This window comes from Candidatus Brocadiaceae bacterium (assembly GCA_012728835.1).
In the GTDB taxonomy this organism is placed as follows: Bacteria; Planctomycetota; Brocadiia; order SM23-32; family SM23-32; genus JAAYEJ01.
Map to the genome: position 1 here is coordinate 76,558 of JAAYEJ010000064.1, position 17,227 is coordinate 93,784.

At 68.0% G+C, this 17,227-nt stretch carries 12 protein-coding genes and 1 pseudogene; 5 read left to right on the forward strand and 8 right to left on the reverse strand.

Annotated elements, in window-relative coordinates:
- Window positions 1-7: 7 nt before the first annotated feature.
- From GXY85_10585 to dacB, 5 genes are all read right to left on the reverse strand, one after another.
- Entirely contained in the window at window positions 8-2,470 is a 2,463-nt protein-coding gene (locus tag GXY85_10585) for an ATP-dependent Clp protease ATP-binding subunit (GenBank protein NLW51266.1), read from the reverse strand.
- A gap of 24 nt (window positions 2,471-2,494) precedes the next feature.
- Window positions 2,495-3,544 (reverse strand): ATP--guanido phosphotransferase, encoded by a 1,050-nt coding sequence (locus GXY85_10590; protein NLW51267.1) that lies wholly within the window; start codon window positions 3,542-3,544, stop codon window positions 2,495-2,497.
- Window positions 3,519-4,028 carry a DNA helicase UvrBC gene (locus tag GXY85_10595; protein NLW51268.1) on the reverse strand — a complete coding sequence of 170 codons (510 nt, stop codon included), beginning with the start codon at window positions 4,026-4,028 and terminating at the stop codon, window positions 3,519-3,521. The genes GXY85_10590 and GXY85_10595 overlap by 26 nt, the downstream gene beginning before the upstream one ends.
- Window positions 4,018-4,416, reverse strand: a complete 399-nt coding sequence (queD, locus tag GXY85_10600; GenBank protein ID NLW51269.1) for a 6-carboxytetrahydropterin synthase QueD — start codon at window positions 4,414-4,416, stop codon at window positions 4,018-4,020. The genes GXY85_10595 and queD overlap by 11 nt, the downstream gene beginning before the upstream one ends.
- 105 nt (window positions 4,417-4,521) lie before the next feature.
- Window positions 4,522-5,979 carry a D-alanyl-D-alanine carboxypeptidase/D-alanyl-D-alanine-endopeptidase gene (dacB, locus tag GXY85_10605; GenBank protein ID NLW51270.1) on the reverse strand — a complete coding sequence of 486 codons (1,458 nt, stop codon included), beginning with the start codon at window positions 5,977-5,979 and terminating at the stop codon, window positions 4,522-4,524.
- 154 nt (window positions 5,980-6,133) lie between these two features.
- Here dacB and rnr point away from each other — a divergent pair, with 154 nt between their 5' ends.
- Window positions 6,134-8,293, forward strand: a complete 2,160-nt coding sequence (gene rnr / locus GXY85_10610; protein ID NLW51271.1) for a ribonuclease R — start codon at window positions 6,134-6,136, stop codon at window positions 8,291-8,293.
- 13 nt (window positions 8,294-8,306) lie between these two features.
- Here the strand turns inward: rnr and GXY85_10615 are convergent, their stop codons facing one another.
- Complete coding sequence (locus GXY85_10615; GenBank protein ID NLW51272.1) at window positions 8,307-8,957, reverse strand: MBL fold metallo-hydrolase; 651 nt, start codon at window positions 8,955-8,957, stop codon at window positions 8,307-8,309.
- A gap of 486 nt (window positions 8,958-9,443) precedes the next feature.
- Here GXY85_10615 and GXY85_10620 point away from each other — a divergent pair, with 486 nt between their 5' ends.
- Window positions 9,444-9,980, forward strand: coding sequence for a hypothetical protein (locus GXY85_10620; GenBank protein ID NLW51273.1), 537 nt, complete (start codon window positions 9,444-9,446; stop codon window positions 9,978-9,980).
- Between the two features lie 14 nt (window positions 9,981-9,994).
- Here GXY85_10620 and GXY85_10625 read toward each other — a convergent pair.
- Window positions 9,995-10,663, reverse strand: a pseudogene (locus GXY85_10625) (DUF91 domain-containing protein).
- Window positions 10,664-10,742: 79 nt separating this feature from the next.
- On the reverse strand, window positions 10,743-11,831 hold the full coding sequence (locus GXY85_10630; protein ID NLW51274.1) for a DNA topoisomerase IV subunit A: 1,089 nt from the start codon (window positions 11,829-11,831) through the stop codon (window positions 10,743-10,745).
- Window positions 11,832-12,052: 221 nt separating this feature from the next.
- Here GXY85_10630 and GXY85_10635 point away from each other — a divergent pair, with 221 nt between their 5' ends.
- From GXY85_10635 to GXY85_10645, 3 genes are all read left to right on the forward strand, one after another.
- Window positions 12,053-13,153 (forward strand): mannose-1-phosphate guanylyltransferase, encoded by a 1,101-nt coding sequence (locus GXY85_10635; protein NLW51275.1) that lies wholly within the window; start codon window positions 12,053-12,055, stop codon window positions 13,151-13,153.
- A gap of 494 nt (window positions 13,154-13,647) precedes the next feature.
- Window positions 13,648-13,932 (forward strand): DUF167 domain-containing protein, encoded by a 285-nt coding sequence (locus tag GXY85_10640; GenBank protein NLW51276.1) that lies wholly within the window; start codon window positions 13,648-13,650, stop codon window positions 13,930-13,932.
- 85 nt (window positions 13,933-14,017) lie between these two features.
- A complete protein-coding gene (locus tag GXY85_10645) occupies window positions 14,018-17,176 on the forward strand; it encodes an isoleucine--tRNA ligase (protein ID NLW51277.1) in 3,159 nt (1,052 codons plus the stop codon).
- Window positions 17,177-17,227 lie beyond the last annotated feature (51 nt).

Genomic DNA, 17,227 nt, shown 5'->3' on the forward strand with positions numbered 1-17,227 from the left:
CCGTGCGTCAGTGCGTGACGGCCTTCGGTTCGAGGCGTTCCAGCTCGAACGTCAGTTCGTCGTCCAGGACGTCCACGACGATGCGCCCGGAGGTGAACTTGCCCGCCAGGATGCGCTCGCTCAGGGGGTCCTCGACGTACTTCTCGATGGCGCGTCGCAGCGGCCGGGCGCCGAACTCGGGGTTGTAGCCCTTGTCGATGACCAGGTCGATGGCCTTCTTGCGCACGACCAGCTTCATGTCGCGCGCATCCAGGCGCTCGCGGACCTTGTCCAGTTCCAGCTTGACGATCTGGGCCAGGTCGCTGCGGTTCAGGCCGTGGAAGACGATGATGTCGTCGATGCGGTTGAGGAACTCGGGGCGGAAGTGCTTCTCGACCTGCTCCATGAGCTGCTTCTTCATCGTCTGGTAGTCGACTTCCTCGCTCTGTTTGCGGAAGCCGAGCCCGGAGCTGTTCCGTATGACCTCGGCGCCGATGTTGGAGGTCATGATCAGCACGCAGTTGCTGAAGTCGACGCGGCGGCCGAAGCTGTCGGTCAGCCGGCCGTCCTCCATGATCTGCAGCAGCATGTTGAAGACGTCGGAGTGGGCCTTCTCGATCTCGTCGAACAGGACCACGCTGTAGGGGCGCCGCCGGATCCGCTCGGTCAGTTGGCCGCCCTCGTCGTATCCCACGTAGCCGGGCGGTGCGCCGACCAGGCGGGAGACGTTGTGCTTCTCCATGTACTCGGACATGTCGATCTGGATCAGCGCGTCTTCGTTGCCGAACATGAAGCGGGCCAGGGACCGGGCCAGCAGTGTCTTGCCGACGCCCGTGGGGCCGATGAACAGGAAGCTGGCCATGGGCCGCCGGGGGTCCTTCATGCCGGAACGGGACCGCCGGATGGCCCGGCTGACGGCGTTGACCGCCTCGGTCTGGCTCACGACCATGCGGTGCACTTCCTCTTCCATCTGCAGGAGCCGGCTGGCCTCTTCCACTTCGAGGCGGGCCAGGGGCACGCCGGTCATCTTGGAGACGACCTCGCGGATCACGTCCTCATCGACGATGCCGACGACCTCGGCGCTCTCCAGTTCGGCTTCGTCCAGGAGCCGCTGCTCCTGCTGGAGCTTGTCGATCTGGTCGCGGAGGCTGGCGGCGCGTTCGAAGTCCTGCGCCAGCACCGCGTCGTCCTTCTCCGCGGACAGGCGGGCGAGGTCCTGCTGCAGCTTCCTCATCTCCGGTGTGACGGACATGCTGCGCAGCCGCACCAGAGAGCATGCCTCGTCGACGACGTCCAGGGCCTTGTCGGGCAGGAAACGGCCGGTCACGTACTGCGTCGACAGCTCGGTGGCGTCCCGGATGGCCTCGTCGGTGATCTGCACACAGTGGTGCGTCTCGTAGCGTTCGCGCAGGCCCTTGATGATCTCGACGGTCTCGTCGCGCGAGGGAGGATCGACCACGATGGTCTGGAAGCGGCGCTCCAGGGCACCGTCCTTCTCGATGTACTTGCGGTATTCGTCCGGCGTCGTTGCGCCGATGCACTGGAGTTCCCCGCGGGCCAGGGCCGGCTTGAGCACGTTGGAGGCGTCGATGGCGCCCTCGGCGCCGCCGGCTCCGACCAGCGTGTGCAGTTCGTCGATGAACAGGATGATGTTGCGGGCCTTGACGACCTCCTGCATGACGGCCTTGATCCGCTCCTCGAACTGGCCGCGGTACTTGGTGCCGGCCACCATCAGTGCCAGGTCCACCACAACGATGCGGCGGTCGCGCAGCAGGCGCGGCACATTGCTGTTGACGATGTCCTGGGCGAGCCCCTCGACGATGGCCGTCTTGCCGACGCCGGCCTCGCCGAGCAGCACGGGGTTGTTCTTCTTGCGGCGGCAGAGCACCTGGATGACGCGTTCGATCTCGTGCTCACGGCCGATGACGGGGTCCAGCTCGCCGGCGCGTGCCTGCATGGTGAGGTCGCGGCCGAAGGAGTCGAGCGCGGGCGTCTTGCTCTTGCCGGAGGGGGCGCGGGCGTCCTGTTCCTCGCCCTCCTCGTCGTCCAGTTCGGGCCCGAGCAGCTCCATGACGCTCTCGTGCACTTCTTCGTACTCGACACCCAGGTTCATCAGCACCTGGGCGGCGGGGCTGTCCTCGGCGCGCAGCAGGCCGAGCAGGATGTGTTCGGTGCCGACGTAGTTGCGGCCCATCCGTTTGGCCTCTTCGGCGGCGTACTTGCACGCCTCCTGGGCCATGGGGGCCAGGTTCGCCTCGCGGCCGGTCGAGACGACGTCCGAGCCGTCGCGCACGACCTTCTCGACCTCCAGGCGGATGCGCTTGGGGTCCACCCCGAGCCTCTGCAGCACGGTGGCGGCCACCCCGGAGCCCTCGCGCACGAGGCCGAGCAGCAGGTGCTCGGTGCCGATGTACTGGTGGCCCATCCGCTGGGCTTCCAGCCGGGCGCCGCGCAGGACCTTCTGGGCCTTTTCCGTCAGCTTGTCGAACATCTACTCGCTCCCCGGCAACGCGACTCAACCCATTGCCAGCCGGTTTCTTACGTATGTCGCTCTCAATTCGTTCCGGACACTGCTGTCCAGGACTCTGCCTTCCATTGTCTGCAGATGGGCCGGCAATGTCAAGAGGAGCAGATCGTTGAGGGCCGCCAGCGACGGGGCCGTCAACTGGCCCGTCTCGACGCCCATCCGCACCTGCGAGATGAAGCTCAGCGCCTCTTCCGAGGAGATGGTGCGCGCCGAGCGGAGCAGGCGGAACGCGTGTTCGATGCGGCGGCGAAACTCCTCGGGGTGATCGTCGCGCAGGGCCGTGCGCGCGTCCCGCTCCATGCGGGCCACCGTGCGGGCCGCCGTCAGCACCAGGCTGACCAGTTCTTCCTCCCCGGGGCCGAGCGAGGTGTGGTTGGACAACTGGTAGAAGTCGCCTGCCCCGTGTGTGCCCTCGCCGTAGACGCCCCGGAGCGTCAGGCGTTCCTCGCGCGCCAGGGCGAGCACGCGGTCCATCTCCTGGGCCATCACGAGGCCGGGCAGGTGGAACATCACACTGGCCCGCAGGCCGGTGCCCACGTTGGTGGGGCAGGCGGTCAGGTAGCCCCATTGCGGGGAGAAGGCGAACGGCACGCGGCCGGAGAGCAGGTCGTCGAACGCGTCCGCCCGGTCGTAGACTTCCTCGAGGCACAGGCCGCCCCGCACGAACTGGATGCGCAGGTGGTCCTCCTCGTTGACCATCACGCTGATGCGCTCGGCGTCATCGAAGGCCACGCCCCGCACCCAGTCGGCCTCGGCGTGCTCGCGGCTGACCAGCCGCCGCTCCACCAGCAGATCCAGCGTGAGGGGGTCCAGCCCGTCCAGGCGGACGTACTCCAGCGGCGGGTCGGGTGCGGCGGCCAGCACGGCGTGGCGCAGCACCTCCTCGATGCGCGCCTTCTGGTGGGGCGAGGCACGGCCCACGAACGGGTAGCCCTCGACGTTCCGCGCCAGCCGAACGCGGCTGCTCACGACGACGTCGTCTTCCGGGCCGCCCCGGAGCCATTCGACGGGCCTATCCTTCAGGCGGGCGAGGTCCATCCTGCTCCAGCTTTCCTATGCGGTCGCGCAACTCGGCGGCCAGTTCGTAGTTCTCCTGGGCGATCGCCCGTTGCTGCTGCCTGCGCAGCGAACGCACGCGGCTGTGCACGGCAGCCTCCGGGCCCTCGCGGGGCGGCGTCTTGCCCCCGTGCTGCGAGGCGCCGTGCACGCGCTCCAGGAGGAGGCCCAGCGGCTCTGCAAACGCCTCGTAGTCGTTGGGACAGCCCAACTGCATGTGCTGGCGGAACTCCAGGTAGTCGATGCCGCACAGGGGACAGCGCGGGACGATCTGCTCCTGCAGCTCCGGCACCACGGCGGCGATCAGGCGCCGGAACGCGGCGTCCATCTTGCGCGCGCCGTCCTCGGTGCCGGCGTGGCATTCGTCGCAGAGGTGCTGCTGGCGGCAGGTGCCGTCCACGAAGTCCGTCAGGTGCCACGTGGCCCGGCGCTTCCCGCACTTCTCGCAGACATGGTCATCCTCCATCGTCCGGCTCCTCCCCGGCCGCCGGCGGCAGGTAACTGGCCGCGCAGCGGTCGGACTCCCAGCACGTCACGCGCCGCACCGACACCCCGGCGGGCAGTTGCGATGCCAGCCGTTCGGCGATGTGGCGGCACAGGTTCTCCGTCGTCGGGTTGACCTCGTCGAACGGCGGCAGTTCGTTCAGGTAGCGATGGTCCAGTTCCGACAGGGCCGCGTCCAGCAGCCGCCTCAGCTCGCGGAAGTCGATGACCATGCCCAGTGCGTCCAGTCCGGCGGCGCGCACACGCACCTGCACGCGCCAGTTGTGGCCGTGCAGGCGTTCGCAGTCGCCCGGGTAGCCGCGCAGGCAGTGCGCGGCCGCAAAATCGGCTTCGATGCTGAGTTCGTACATGGGCCAGGCCAGTCTGGAGGCTGCCGGGATCGGGCCGCTGTCTTCATTGTATGGACGCCCGTCGGGGGCGTCAAGACGCGGCAGGCGGCGCCGCGCGCCGGCCCGTCATTCCGCATGGTCCACGATGGCGCGGCAGAGGGCGTCGACGCGATCCCGCATGGACCCGGGGCGGGATGTGTTGACCAGGATCGAGAAGGCGACCTCCGTGCCGCTGCGCGTGCGCGCGTAGCCGCTCAGGGCGCCCACGCCGTTCAGGTAGCCCGTCTTCGCCCGCACGGCGCTGCGGTACGGTTCGCGCGTCAGGCGGCCCCGCAGGGTGCCTTCCTCGGCGGGCGCGGCCAGCATGTCGGCGAACCGCGTGCCGGACGAAGTGCGGCTCATGTGCAGGAGCAGGGCGCAGATCAGCTCCGGCGTCAGTTCGTTGGCGCGCGACAGGCCGCTGCCGTCGGCCAGGCGGAAGGCGTCCTCCCCGAGGCCCATCTCCCGCAGCAGGGCGCCGGCCCGGGCCGTGCCGGTCTCCCAGGAGCCGCGCCCGGCCGTCTCGGCGCCGATCGTCTTGAGCACCTGTTCGGCCACGTGGTTGTGGCTGCGCGTCAGCATGGCCTGCAGGACGGCCGGCAGGGCGGCGCTGCGAACGCAGAGAGGCTCGGCGTCCGCCGGCGCGCCGGCGGGTGCCGCGCGTGCCCGGCCCCGCACCGCCACGCCCTCCCGCTCCAGCACGTCCCGGAGCACGCAGGCGGCGTACAGCGCCGGATCGGGCACGGTGACCGGGTGCGAGTAGACGGGCGCGTGCACGCGCACGGACCCGCCGACCTTCAGCACGTCGGCGTCCCGGTCCCGGTCGAACCAGATGGCGTGCCGCGAGGCGTGCGTCTCGCACACGACGTCCACGCGCAGCGGCGCGGCGGCGGGCTCCAGGGTGACGCGCGCCGGCTGCCCGGGCCGGTCGCCGGGCAGCACGTGCACGGTCACGCAGTTGTCGTTGATCGCCACGGCCGAGACCGTGCCGTAGTACCAGTTCCAGACCGGGTACCGGTCCCAGTCCGGATGGCGCCGAACGGTGTCGAAGAACGATTCGTCGGCGACCACGTCGCCCTCGATGCGCTCGATGCCCCGGGCCTTGAGCACGCGTGCCCACCGGCGGAAGATGTCGGCGGCGTCCTCCGGCTCATGCCGGCCGCCCAGCGTCGGATCGCCGCCGCCGCGCAGGATCAGGTCGCCCTCCAGGACGCCGTTCCGGACCGGCCCGCCGCCGTAGAGGGCCGTGCGGAACTCGTAGTCCGGCCCCAGGGCCTCCAGGGCGGTGGCCGCCGTGACGAGCTTCATGTTCGAGGCCACGATGAAACGGCGCGCGGCGTTGTGCGCGTAGATCACGCGGCCGCTGCCCAGGGCCGTCACGTGGACGCCGACCTCGTCCTTGCGCAGGTCCAGCCTGCGCAGCGTGCTCTCGATGGCCGAGGCCAGGCGGGTTCCCTCCCCCGCCGCGCCGGCCGCCGGCAGCGGCAACAGGAGGGCGGCCACCAGGGCCGGCCATATCCCGGGCCGTCGTGTGCGTGCGGACACCATGCGTCTCCTGAGCGATTCGAGGACCCTCCGGACATTGTGCGGCAAGTGCGGGGCGGGATTCAAAGAGCCATGCCCCGCGTGGTTCGCGGCGGGCGCCTGCGGTAGAATGTGCCCATCCGTTTCGCACGTCTCCCGAACGAGGGATTCTCCCATGGTGGAAAAGGACGCGGTCCTCAAGGTCGTGCGCGCGCGCAACTACCGGCAGATGAACACGGAGGAACTGGCCCGGCGCCTTGGAGTCGAGCGGCCCGACCTGGCGGGGTTCACCGGGATGCTCTCCGAGCTGGAGCGCGAGGGGTTCCTGGTGCGTGTGAAGAAGAAGCACTGGGTGAATCCGGAGGCGGCGGGCCTGCTGACCGGGCGCCTGCAGGGCAACGCGCGGGGCTTCGGGTTCGTGCGCCCCCTGCTGGGCGAAGGGGAGGACGTCTACATCGCCGAGGAGGACCTGAACGGGGGCATGGACGGGGACCTGGTCGTCGTGGACACGAGCCGGCAGGCCGCGGCCCGACGCCGCAGCGGCGGAAAGGGGCGGGGGCCTGCCGGGCGGATCATCAAGGTGCTGGAGCACCACAACACCCACGTGCTCGGCACCTTCGTGCCGGGCAAGCGGTTCGCCCGGGTCACGCCGGACAACCCGCGGCTGTTCCGGGACATCTACGTGTCGCCGGCCGACGCCCTGGAGGCCCGCGAAGGCGACCAGGTGCTCGTGGAGGTGACCTCCTGGCCCTCGCTGCGGCACAACGCGGAAGGGGAGGTGAAGGAGGTCATCGGCCGACCCGGGGATCCGGGCGTCGACGTCCGGTCGGTGATCCTGGAGTTCGGCCTGCCGCGCGAGTTCCCGCCCGCCGTGCTGGCCGCCGCCGAGCAGGTGCCCGACGATCCGCCTGCCGAGCAGGGCGCCGGCCGACATGACCTGCGCCGGCACACGACCGTGACCGTCGACCCCGAGGACGCCAAGGACTTCGACGACGCGCTGTCGTTCTACCGCGATCAGGACTCGGGCCGCCGCGTCGTCCTGGTGCACATCGCCGACCTGTCCTTCTACGTGCAGCCGGGCGATCCGATCGACCGGGAGGCCCACTCCCGGGGCTGCAGCGTCTACCTGGCCAGCGACGTCGTCCCCATGCTGCCGCCGCGCCAGAGCAAGGAGGTGTTCAGCGTCGTTCCGGGCAGGGACAGGCTGGCCAAGACGGTCGTGCTGGAGTTCGACGAGGCCGGCGAGCTGCGCGACTACTCCCTGTGCCACTCGGTCATCAACGTGGACCGCCGGTTGACCTACACGGAGGTGCAGGCGGCCCTGGAGGCGGCCGAGGCCGAGGAGCCGGCCGCTGCGGCGGCCGCCGAGCGTCTGCCGGACGACATCTGGTCGCTCCTGACCGGCCTGGACGCACTGGCCGGCCAGCTCAGCGCCCGGCGCCAGGAGAGGGGCTCGATCGACCTCGATCTGACCGAGTACGCCGTCAACGTCGACCAGGACGGGCGGGTCGTGAGCGTCTCACAGGTCGTGCGGGACCGCTCGCACCGGCTGGTCGAGGAGTTCATGCTGGCGGCCAACTGCGCCGTGGCCGAGTTCATGCGGCGGCACAGGCTGCCGGCGCTCTACCGGATCCATGAGCCGCCGCCGGAGGAGGACCTCAAGGAGTTCGCCGCCTTCCTGCGCACCGTCATGAGCCGGAAGGTCGACGTGCTGGACCGCCGCCAGCTTCAGGACCTCCTGGCCGAGGTGGCCGGCACCCATCTGGCCGAGGCGGTGAACATGCAGATGCTGCGCACGATGCAGCGCGCCGTCTACAGCCCCGACTGCCGGCCGCACTTCGCGCTGCACTTCGAGCGCTACTGCCACTTCACCTCGCCCGTGCGCCGTTACCCGGACCTGGTCGTGCACCAGATACTGGACCAGTTCCTGGCCGGCAAGCAGAGCGCCGCCTCCCTGCGCAACCGGTGGAAGGACCGCCTGCCCAACATCGCCTCGCACTGCAACGCGATGCAGGAACGGGCCGACGAGGCCGAGCGCGAGATCGTCAAGATCAAGCTCCTGCGCTACCTCGAAGACCACGCCTCCGAGGTGTTCGATGCGGTGATCACCGGGGTGCAGGAATACGGCCTGTTCGTGCGCCTGGACGACTACTCCGTCGAGGGGCTCATCAAGGTGCAGAACATCGGCGGCGACTTCTACCGCTACGACGAGCGGCGGCGGGCGCTCGTGGGCACGCGCACGGACCGTGCCTTCCGCCTGGGACAGCCCCTGCGGGTGACGGTCGAGCGCATCAACATGGCCCGGCGACAGCTTGACCTGCTCCTGGCCGAGTAGCCGTCCGGCCCGCTCAGAACTCCAGCACCGTGCCGGCGTTGACCTTCCGGTAGGTGTCCGGGAAGCGGGCGATGACCTCCGCCGTGCGCTGCGTGCAGTGGCAGGGCGCCACGAACGGGATGCCGTCCAGCGCCTCCAGCCGGTCCGAGTCATGCAGGCCGCCGAGCACCGCGTGGATCTCGCCGAACCGGCGCGCCGCCTCGATCAGCTTGTGCACGCCCGGGTGCGAACAGCCGACCACGAGCACGATCCCCTTGTCGGTCTCCAGGGCGAGGGCCTGCTCCCACGCCACGCCCTCGACCGGGCCGGTGCTGTGCATGCCGGGGGATATCTCACGCGGCTCGGTGACCTCCCGGATCGTCATCTTGCCGGCCAGCGTCCGCGCCTCCGGGCCGAAGGTGGGCAGGATGAACAGCTCGGCGCGGGTGTTGTTCGCACTGATGTAGGCCAGCCCGTCCCGGTGGTCGTCGTGGTCGTGCGAAAGGACCACCTTGTCGATCGAGTCCGGATCGACGCCGGCGTGCTCCATGTTGAACTGCAGGACTGCGGGGTCTGTGCCCGTGTCGAAGAGCACGCGCTCCTTGCCGTCGATCAGGCAGGCGAACCCCCAGTGCGCCCGGTAGCCGTCGGACGCGGTGTTGTCGTACACGATGTGCAGTCTCATGTCTTCCTCCCCGAAGAAAGGCGCCGATGGGGGCACGCTACCCGTTCGGTCGGCGTCGTGTCAACCGCAGGATAGCGGCCGAGGGCCGGTGCAGCGCAGAACGTCTTCTCAACCACGACGGCATGGCGAGCACGACGATGGGCACGGCGAACGGCCCGCGGGCCTCCCCGAATGTCATGTTGAGGCGCCTCTGCGTTGGGCGCCGAAACATCTCGCCGCTGCCCATACAACGCGGAAGCACCAAAGCCGAACCCTCCTTTCACAAATCCCAGGCCACAATCCTCAGCGTCCGAACCGAGCCCCATGTGCAGGAGGCGACACGGCGAGGTCCTTCAGGCCGCCTGAGCGGCCTTCAGGATGACACCCGAGGGGGGCTTCGCCACACGCGCCGCAGTCACGCCCCCGAATGTCATGTTGAGGCGCCTCTGCGTTGGGCGCCGTGAGGCATACTCGATTCCCAGGACTTCGTCCTGGCAGGGCAACGCAATGCGCGAGCCCACCGCGTCCGATGTTGCGGCTGACCGGCGGCTACCAGAGCAGAACGCGCATGCCTTCTTCACCATGCGGACGGCGAAGGTGTTCGAGGAGGCTGGCGAGCCGCTCGACTGCAAGACCATCGTCGAGCGCGCCTTCCAAGCCGGCTACTGGCAGTCCGACGGCACGACGCCGGCGGCTACGGTCTACAGCGCAATCCTGCGGGAGATCCAGAAGAAGGGCGACGAGGCCCGCTTCCGCAAGGCGGCGCGCGGTAGGTTTGAGTTTGCGGGATATCATCATCCGTCTCCCAAAGCCCCGGCCGCCTGCCCGCCACACGAACGGCGGGCAAGGGTCGGGGCTTCTTCTTCGGGGGCTCCTGCCAAACAAAAAGCCCGACGCGCGGAAAGCGGTTGTCACCGCGCCATCGGGCTTGACCATTTGATGCCTGAGGCCATATCCGTCAGGCTTGATTCGTCAACGCTTTGCAGGCGAGCAGCATACGGGCAGGCGGCGGGGCAGTGCTCCCGCACTTGGGCTGACCGCTGATTCGCTTGCTGAATCTAATGCGTTGGCTCATCAAAGCTGAACTGAACCCGGTACCTCATAAGTTTCAGATTCGGGATCGCTGTTGCAGCACAACGGATAGGCTCCGGGAAGTCACTGGCAATGAGTATCCCACGCACTTGCCCCTTCTGCTGGTATAAGCCGATGTATCGTGCGATCTGCCCAATGGCTGCATCCCTCGCCTCGCCAACTTTGACTTCGATCACCGTAGTGATCCCATTGGCGTCAAGGGCCTCGATATCGACTCGGCCAACGTCCGTGGAGACCTAGCGAGCAACATATTCCATCCCAGGCTCGATTTGAGCGAGATTCTGGACCAGATGGCCTTCCAGATCGCGTTCAAGACCTATGCTGGACTGCAGCAGATCATCCGGTCCCTCTTCCGATTCAACCTCATCTCCAGGCTGCCACTCATTCGGCCCGTGTGTCTTCTCGTCGTACAGCACGAATGTCCCGTCCGAGTTCTTGTACAGGTATCGATCAGCGAATGGGTGGTGGATGTATGCTTTCGGGTTGTTGACCTGGCAGGCGTACAAATGCGCTTGGACGGACGACGTCTTCCACTGGCCGGGGTAGTGCTCAGCAATGGCGCGTCTTACCATTTCGCCAGTAACAGGGCCATCCGCCGCCTGGACGTACTGCTTGATCGCTTCAGTCAATGTCATCGCTCTCCCCTTGTTCCGCGAGCGCCACCAGATTGGCGGCAAACTCTGCCCGTCTTCGGGTCATCCACGCGTTGGCCGGTCAGGGAAGGAAGTCGGCGGTTCTGGCCAGCTTCTCGGGGAGGTACTTCTCGATGACCATGTTGAGGCCGTGCTTGGCGAATGCCTGCTGCTCGACCCTCTGGCCGAGCTTGAGCATCTTCTGGATGGCCTTCTGCCACGGCTTGTGATGGCGGAAGAAGGGGTCGTTCTTCATCAGGTCCTTCGCGCGCTTGATGTCGACTTCGGCGAGCGGGTGGGTGGGCAGGTCGTACTGCTCAATGTCGTAGGGCGTCACGCCGAGGAACGTGGCATGCGGCACGCAGAAGAACTCGTTGATGTGGGCGGCGTTGCCGCTGCCGACCTTGAGCGTGCGGTAGATGTTGCCGTAGCCGTAGGGGTCGCCGTCGACGAAGGCATAGACGGGGATCTTGCGCGTCTCGCTCAGGCGGCGGATGAACCGGCGGCAGGCGCGCGTGGGCACGCCGCCCATGGAGACGAGCACGCAGTTCGCCTCGCGCCAGAACGAGTGGTTGTTGAGCCGCTGGAACATGCCGGCGGTCTCGATGGCCAGGATGAACTTCGCCTTCGTGCGGAACTCCAACTCCTCGACGCTGATGGGCACGGAGTAGGCGCCGCTGCCGAACCGCGTGCAGTCGATCTCGATCCGTTCGCCCGTGGTGCGGTCGTGGTCGATGACGACGAGCGCCCCGGCGACCTCGCCGCCTTTTTCTTCGGGGATGAATCCGAGCTGCTCACGGTTGACGCGGAAGAGGGCCTCGATGTCCTCGATGACGGTGTCGGATTCCGGTTGCTGCTCGAAGCGGGCCTCGCCCCAGTTCTTGGAGACGTAGTAGGCCTCTCGCTTGGTCACCTCCTCGTCGGACTCGATGGCCTCCTTCGAGAGCGCCATCATGCGGAGGGTCTGGGCGAAGGTCTTGACCGTGTTGTACGTCAGGGTGCGGGTGATCTGCGCCTTCTTCAGGCGGAAGAAGCCGTCCTTCTCGTCATAGGCCACGTTGCTCAGGGCCCGCTTGGGCAGCCTGAGCGTGGGCTTCTGGCCCCTGTCGATGCGGCTGCTGATGCCGTCGGCGCACTGGATGATCGCGTTCCGGGTCTTGTTGTCGTCCATCGCGACCTTCTGCTCCAAGGGAAGTCAGTCCATTCCGAACGTCAGCATAGGGCTGCGGCGGGGCCGAAATCAACTCCTCGTTCGCCCCGCGCCGGTGGGCGGCGGGGACGAAATCGTCTGGCTCCCGGCGCGCCCATCGAGTATCATGAAGAGGGTGCGGAGGGCAGGGTACCGCGCCTCCGCCGTGCCGCCGTCCGAGGTCATTCGAGGGGTGTCTGAGGATGCGCATCGTCATACGCGCCGGTGGGATTGGGACGCGTCTGTGGCCCTGGAGCCGGTCGGCCCGTCCGAAGCAGTTTCTGCCGCTCACCGAGGGGCGGAGCCCCGTTCAGGTTGCCTATGATCGCTTCCGACAGTCCGGCCTGGCCGGGCCGGATGAGATCTACGTTTCGGTGGGCAAGGACAGCCTGGACCTGGCGTTGAGCCAGTTGCCCGACGTCGAGCGTGACCAGTTCATTGTCGAACCCGTCCTGCGGGACACCGCGGCCGCCGTGGGGCTGGAGACCGTCTACGTGACCGCCCGCGGGGGCGAAGGCATCATCGCCAGCCTGGGCAGCGACCACTACGTGGGCCGGCCGGAGGTGTTCACGCGGGCGCTCGGGGCGGCCGAGACCTTTCTGAAGAAGCACCCCGGCTACCTGGTGGCGATCGCCTGCGAGCCGACGCGCGTCGAGACGAACTACGGCCACATCCGCAAGGGCGAGGTGCTGGAGGAGTGCGACGGCCTGCCCGTCCATCTTGTCACCGAGTTCGTCGAGAAGCCGGAATACCGCCTGGCGGAGTCGTATACGGCCAGCGGCGACTATCTGTGGAACGCCAACTTCTTCGTCTGGACCTCCGAGACGCTCCTGAAGCGGTTCCGACGCCTGGAGCCGGAGATGCACGAGGACCTCATGGAGCTGCGGGAGGCCCTGCAGCGGGGCGACTTCCGCGAGGCGCTCCGCGTCGTCTACTCCCGCATCAAGAAGGTGGCCATCGACTACGCCGTCCTGGAGCCGACGGCCAGGGAGGGGCAGATGGCCGTCATCCCCGTCGCCATGGAGTGGAGCGACATCGGGAGCTGGGCCACCCTGACCGACGCCTACCCGCCCGACGAAGACGGGAACCTGTTCCTGGGGCCCGTGCTGGCCGACGAGACGTTCGACACGACCGTCGTGGTCCGCAACCCGGAGCGCAGGATTGTGGCGACCATCGGCGTGGAGGGCCTGGCCGTCGTGGACACGGGCGACGCGCTGCTCATCTGCCCGAAGGACCAGTGTGCCAAGGTGAAGCGCCTCGTCGAGCGAATGAAGAAGAGCGAACAGTGGCGCGACCTGGTCTGAGCCGGCACCCGCCGTTGTGCACAGACGGACTTTAGGGACCGCAGAGGACGCAGAGGACGCGGAGAACGGCAACGGCGGAGAACGGCAACGAACGGCACGGAAGGCAACGGAGGGTAACGGACGGCAACGGACGGCAACGGACGGCAACGGACGGCTACGGACGGCTACGGGGTGGCAACGGAAGGGACGGACGGGGACGGACGGCAACGGGGGGGCAACGGAAGGGACGGACGGCTACGGACGGCAACGGGGGGCAACGGAAGGGGCGGACGGGGACAGACGGCAAGAGGGGACATCAGAGGGAGCGGGGGCACATATCCTGTGTTTGGCTCTTTGCCGTTCTCTGCGCCCTCTGCGTTCTCTGCGGTGAATCAAGCCGTTGCGGTGAACGCGCGCGTGCCTTGACGGTTCCGGCGACGGTCCGATAGAATGGGGCGCGTCGTTGAGCCTTTCCGCACGCCGACTTGCGCGGTCGTCGCAGGGAGTGCCGATCCGTGGTCCAGGTCAGGGATACGCCGGACGGTCTGGCCGTGCCTCTGCTGGTGGAGCCGGGCGCCGGCCGAAACCGGATCTACGGCGAGCACGACGGCCGGCTGAAGCTGTCGATCACGACCGCGCCCGAGCGCGGCAAGGCCAACAAGGCCGTCTGCCGGTTCCTGGCCGATGCGCTGGGCGTCAGCAAGTCGCAGGTGCGCGTGCTTTCCGGGCACCACTCCCGGTTCAAGGAGGTGTTGATCGAGCGCGTCGGCCGCGACGCGCTCGACGCCATTATCGGTTGAGCCGACCCCGTGGGGGTTCGGCGGCCGCCTCCCGCCCCGGCCAACGGCTGCAGTCCGTCTGTCCCTGCTTGGAAGAGAGTCACACGTGTTTCGCAGAGTGGATACTCAGGTCTCGCTGGTAGACGTCGAGCATCAGATGCTGCGGTTCTGGGACGAGGGCCGCATCTTCGACAAGCTGCGGCGCCAGAACGAGGGCAAGCCCCGCTGGTCCTTCCTGGACGGCCCCATCACGGCCAACAACCCCATGAAGGTGCACCACGCCTGGGGCCGCACGTACAAGGACGTCTACCTGCGCTACCACGCCATGACCGGCCATGAGCAGCGCTATCAGAACGGCTTCGACTGCCAGGGCCTCTGGGTCGAGGTCGAGGTGGAAAAGGAGCTGGGCTTCCAGAGCAAGCGCGACATCGAGGAGTACGGAGTCGCCCGGTTCGTCGAGAAGTGCAAGGAGCGCGTCCGCAAGTTCGCCGCCATCCAGACGGAGCAGTCCATCCGGCTCGGTTACTGGATGGATTGGGACGACTCCTACTACACGATGACGGACGAGAACAACTACACGATCTGGGCCTTCCTCAAGAAGTGCCACGACCGGGGGCTCATCTACATCGGCCGCGACAGCATGCCCTGGTGCCCCCGCTGCGGCACGGGCATCAGCCAGCACGAGATGCACGAGGGCTACGAGGACGTGACCGACGAGGCCGTCTTCGCGCGCCTGCCGCTGCGGGGGCGCGAGGGGGAGTACCTGCTCGTCTGGACCACGACGCCGTGGACGCTCTCGTCCAACGTCGCCTGCGCCGTGCATCCGGAGCTGACCTACGCCCGTGTGCGCCAGGACGGCGACGTCTACTACATCGCCCAGACCTGCCTGCACGAGATGAAGGAACGCGGTGCCATCGAGGTGCTCGGCACGCTCGTCGGCGCCGAGATGGTCGGGTGGACCTACGACGGCCCGTTCGATGAGCTGCCGGCCGCCGCTGAGGCCGTCGCCGCGCACCGTGTGGTCGCCTGGGACCTGGTGACCGGCACCGAGGGCGCGGGCATCGTCCACATCGCGCCGGGCTGCGGCAAGGAGGACTTCGACCTCGGTCGCGAACTCGGCCTGCCCGTCGTGGCGCCGATCGACGAAGAGGGCGTGTTCCTGGACGGTTTCGGTCCGCTGACCGGCCGCGCCGCGTCCGACGTGGTCGAGGTCGTGTTCGCAAGTCTGCGCGAGAAGGGCCTCTACTACAAGCGACAGCCGTACACCCACAGCTACCCCCACTGCTGGCGCTGCAAGACGCCGCTGCTGTTCCGCAATGTCGAGGAATGGTACATCGACATGTCGTGGCGGACGGAGATACGCGACGTGGCCCGGCAGATACGCTGGATTCCCGAGTGGGGGCTGGACCGCGAGCTGGACTGGCTGGCCAACATGCGCGACTGGATGATCTCCAAGAAGCGCTACTGGGGCCTGGCGCTGCCCATCTGGCGCTGCGAGTGCGGCTGGTTCGACGTCGTCGGCAGCAAGGAGGAGCTGAAGGAGCGCGCCGTCGAGGGTTGGGACGAGTTCGAGGGCAACTCCCCGCACCGCCCGTGGATCGACGCCGTCAAGGTCGCCTGCCCGAAGTGCGGCAAGCGTGTCAGCCGCATCCCGGACGTGGGCAACCCGTGGCTCGACGCCGGCATCGTTCCCTACTCGACCGTGCGCTATCGCGAGGACCGCGACTACTGGGCGAAGTGGATCCCCGCCGACTTCGTCACTGAGTGCTTCCCGGGCCAGTTCCGCAACTGGTTCTACGCGCTGCTGGCGATGAGCACGATGATGGAGGGCATCCCGCCGTTCAAGACGCTGCTCGGCCATGCGCTCGTGCGCGACGAGCAGGGACGGGAGATGCACAAGTCGTGGGGCAACGCCATCGAGTTCGACGAGGCGGCCGAACGCATGGGCTGCGACATCATGCGCTGGGTCTTCTGCCGCCAGAACCCCGTCAACAACGTCAACTTCGGCTGGGACATCAGCCAGCAGACCGAGCGGAAGGTCTTCAACACACTCTGGAACGTCTACGCGTTCTTCAGCAACTACGCGCGGCTGGACGAGTTCGACCCCGCCGCGGAGCCCGTGCCGTACGGTGAGCGGCCGGACATGGACCGCTGGCTGCTGAGCGACCTCCAACTGCTCGTGCGCACCGCCAACGAGCGCATGGAGGACTACGACGTCGCCGCGCTCGTGCGCCGCGCGGAGAAGCTCATCGACGACCTGTCGAACTGGTACGTCCGCCGCAGCCGGCGCCGCTTCTGGCGCGCGCGCGACGAGGACGACCGGGACAAGCTGTCCGCCTACCAGACGCTCTACGAGACGCTCGTGACGCTCTGCAAGGTCCTGGCGCCTGTCATCCCGTTCCTGACCGAGTACATGTACCTCGACCTCGTGGCCGCGCAGGACCCCGAGGCGCCCGAGAGCGTGCACCTCTGCGAGTACCCGCAGCCCCGGGCGGACCTGATCGCCGAGGACCTGAGCCGCGACATGGACGTCGTGACCTCCGCCGTGACGGCCGTGCTGGGGCTGCGCATGCAGGAGCAGCTCCGCGTGCGCCAGCCGCTGTCCGGGCTGGTCGCCGTCACCGCCGACCCCGAGAAGCAGGCGGCGCTGCGCCGTTTCGAGGGCCCGCTGCTCGACGAACTGAACATCAAGGCGCTCCTGGTGCAGTCAGACGCCGGCGAGCTGGAGAGCTTCGAGTTGGTGCCCAACATGCGGGCGCTCGGCCCGAAGCACAAGTCCGAGGCCGGCAAGGTGGCCCAGGCCCTCAAGGCCCTGGATCCCGCCGAGGCCGCGCGAACGGTCCAGGCCGGGCAGGACCTGCTCGTCGAGGTGGACGGGCGGGAAGTGCGGGTCGCACCTGAGGACGTGGAGGTCCGGCGTCTGACGCCCGAGAACCAGGCCGTGGCCGAGGCGGGGGGCATCATGCTCGTCCTCAACACGGAGATCACGCCGGCGCTGCGCGACGAGGGCTGGGCGCGCGATACCGTCCGCCACGTGCAGCAGCTCCGCAAAGACGCCGATCTGAACATCGAGGATCGCATCCGTTTCAGCTACGCGACCGATTCGGCCGAGTTGGCGGCGGCCGTCGAGGCCTGGCGCGAGTACATCATGGCGGAGACGCTTTCGGTCAGCATGGCGGCCGGCCCAGGCGAGGGCGAGACGAAGACCGTGCGTATCGGCGACGGCGAGATGACCATCAGCCTGGCCCGTGCGGAGGGGCAGTAGCGCCGGCCTCCGGCCGGCAGTGGGGCGGGCATCCTGCCCGCCCGACGTTCC

Excerpts from the sequence above, each read along its gene's own strand:
- GXY85_10585 (NLW51266.1), bottom strand. The coding sequence starts at position 2,470 with ATGTTCGACAAGCTGACGGAAAAGGCCCAGAAGGTCCTGCGCGGCGCC.
- GXY85_10590 (NLW51267.1), bottom strand. The coding sequence starts at position 3,544 with ATGGACCTCGCCCGCCTGAAGGATAGGCCCGTCGAATGGCTCCGGGGC.
- GXY85_10595 (NLW51268.1), bottom strand. The coding sequence starts at position 4,028 with ATGGAGGATGACCATGTCTGCGAGAAGTGCGGGAAGCGCCGGGCCACG.
- queD (NLW51269.1), bottom strand. The coding sequence starts at position 4,416 with ATGTACGAACTCAGCATCGAAGCCGATTTTGCGGCCGCGCACTGCCTG.
- rnr (NLW51271.1), top strand. The coding sequence starts at position 6,134 with ATGGTGGAAAAGGACGCGGTCCTCAAGGTCGTGCGCGCGCGCAACTAC.
- GXY85_10615 (NLW51272.1), bottom strand. The coding sequence starts at position 8,957 with ATGAGACTGCACATCGTGTACGACAACACCGCGTCCGACGGCTACCGG.
- GXY85_10620 (NLW51273.1), top strand. The coding sequence starts at position 9,444 with ATGCGCGAGCCCACCGCGTCCGATGTTGCGGCTGACCGGCGGCTACCA.
- GXY85_10630 (NLW51274.1), bottom strand. The coding sequence starts at position 11,831 with ATGGACGACAACAAGACCCGGAACGCGATCATCCAGTGCGCCGACGGC.
- GXY85_10635 (NLW51275.1), top strand. The coding sequence starts at position 12,053 with ATGCGCATCGTCATACGCGCCGGTGGGATTGGGACGCGTCTGTGGCCC.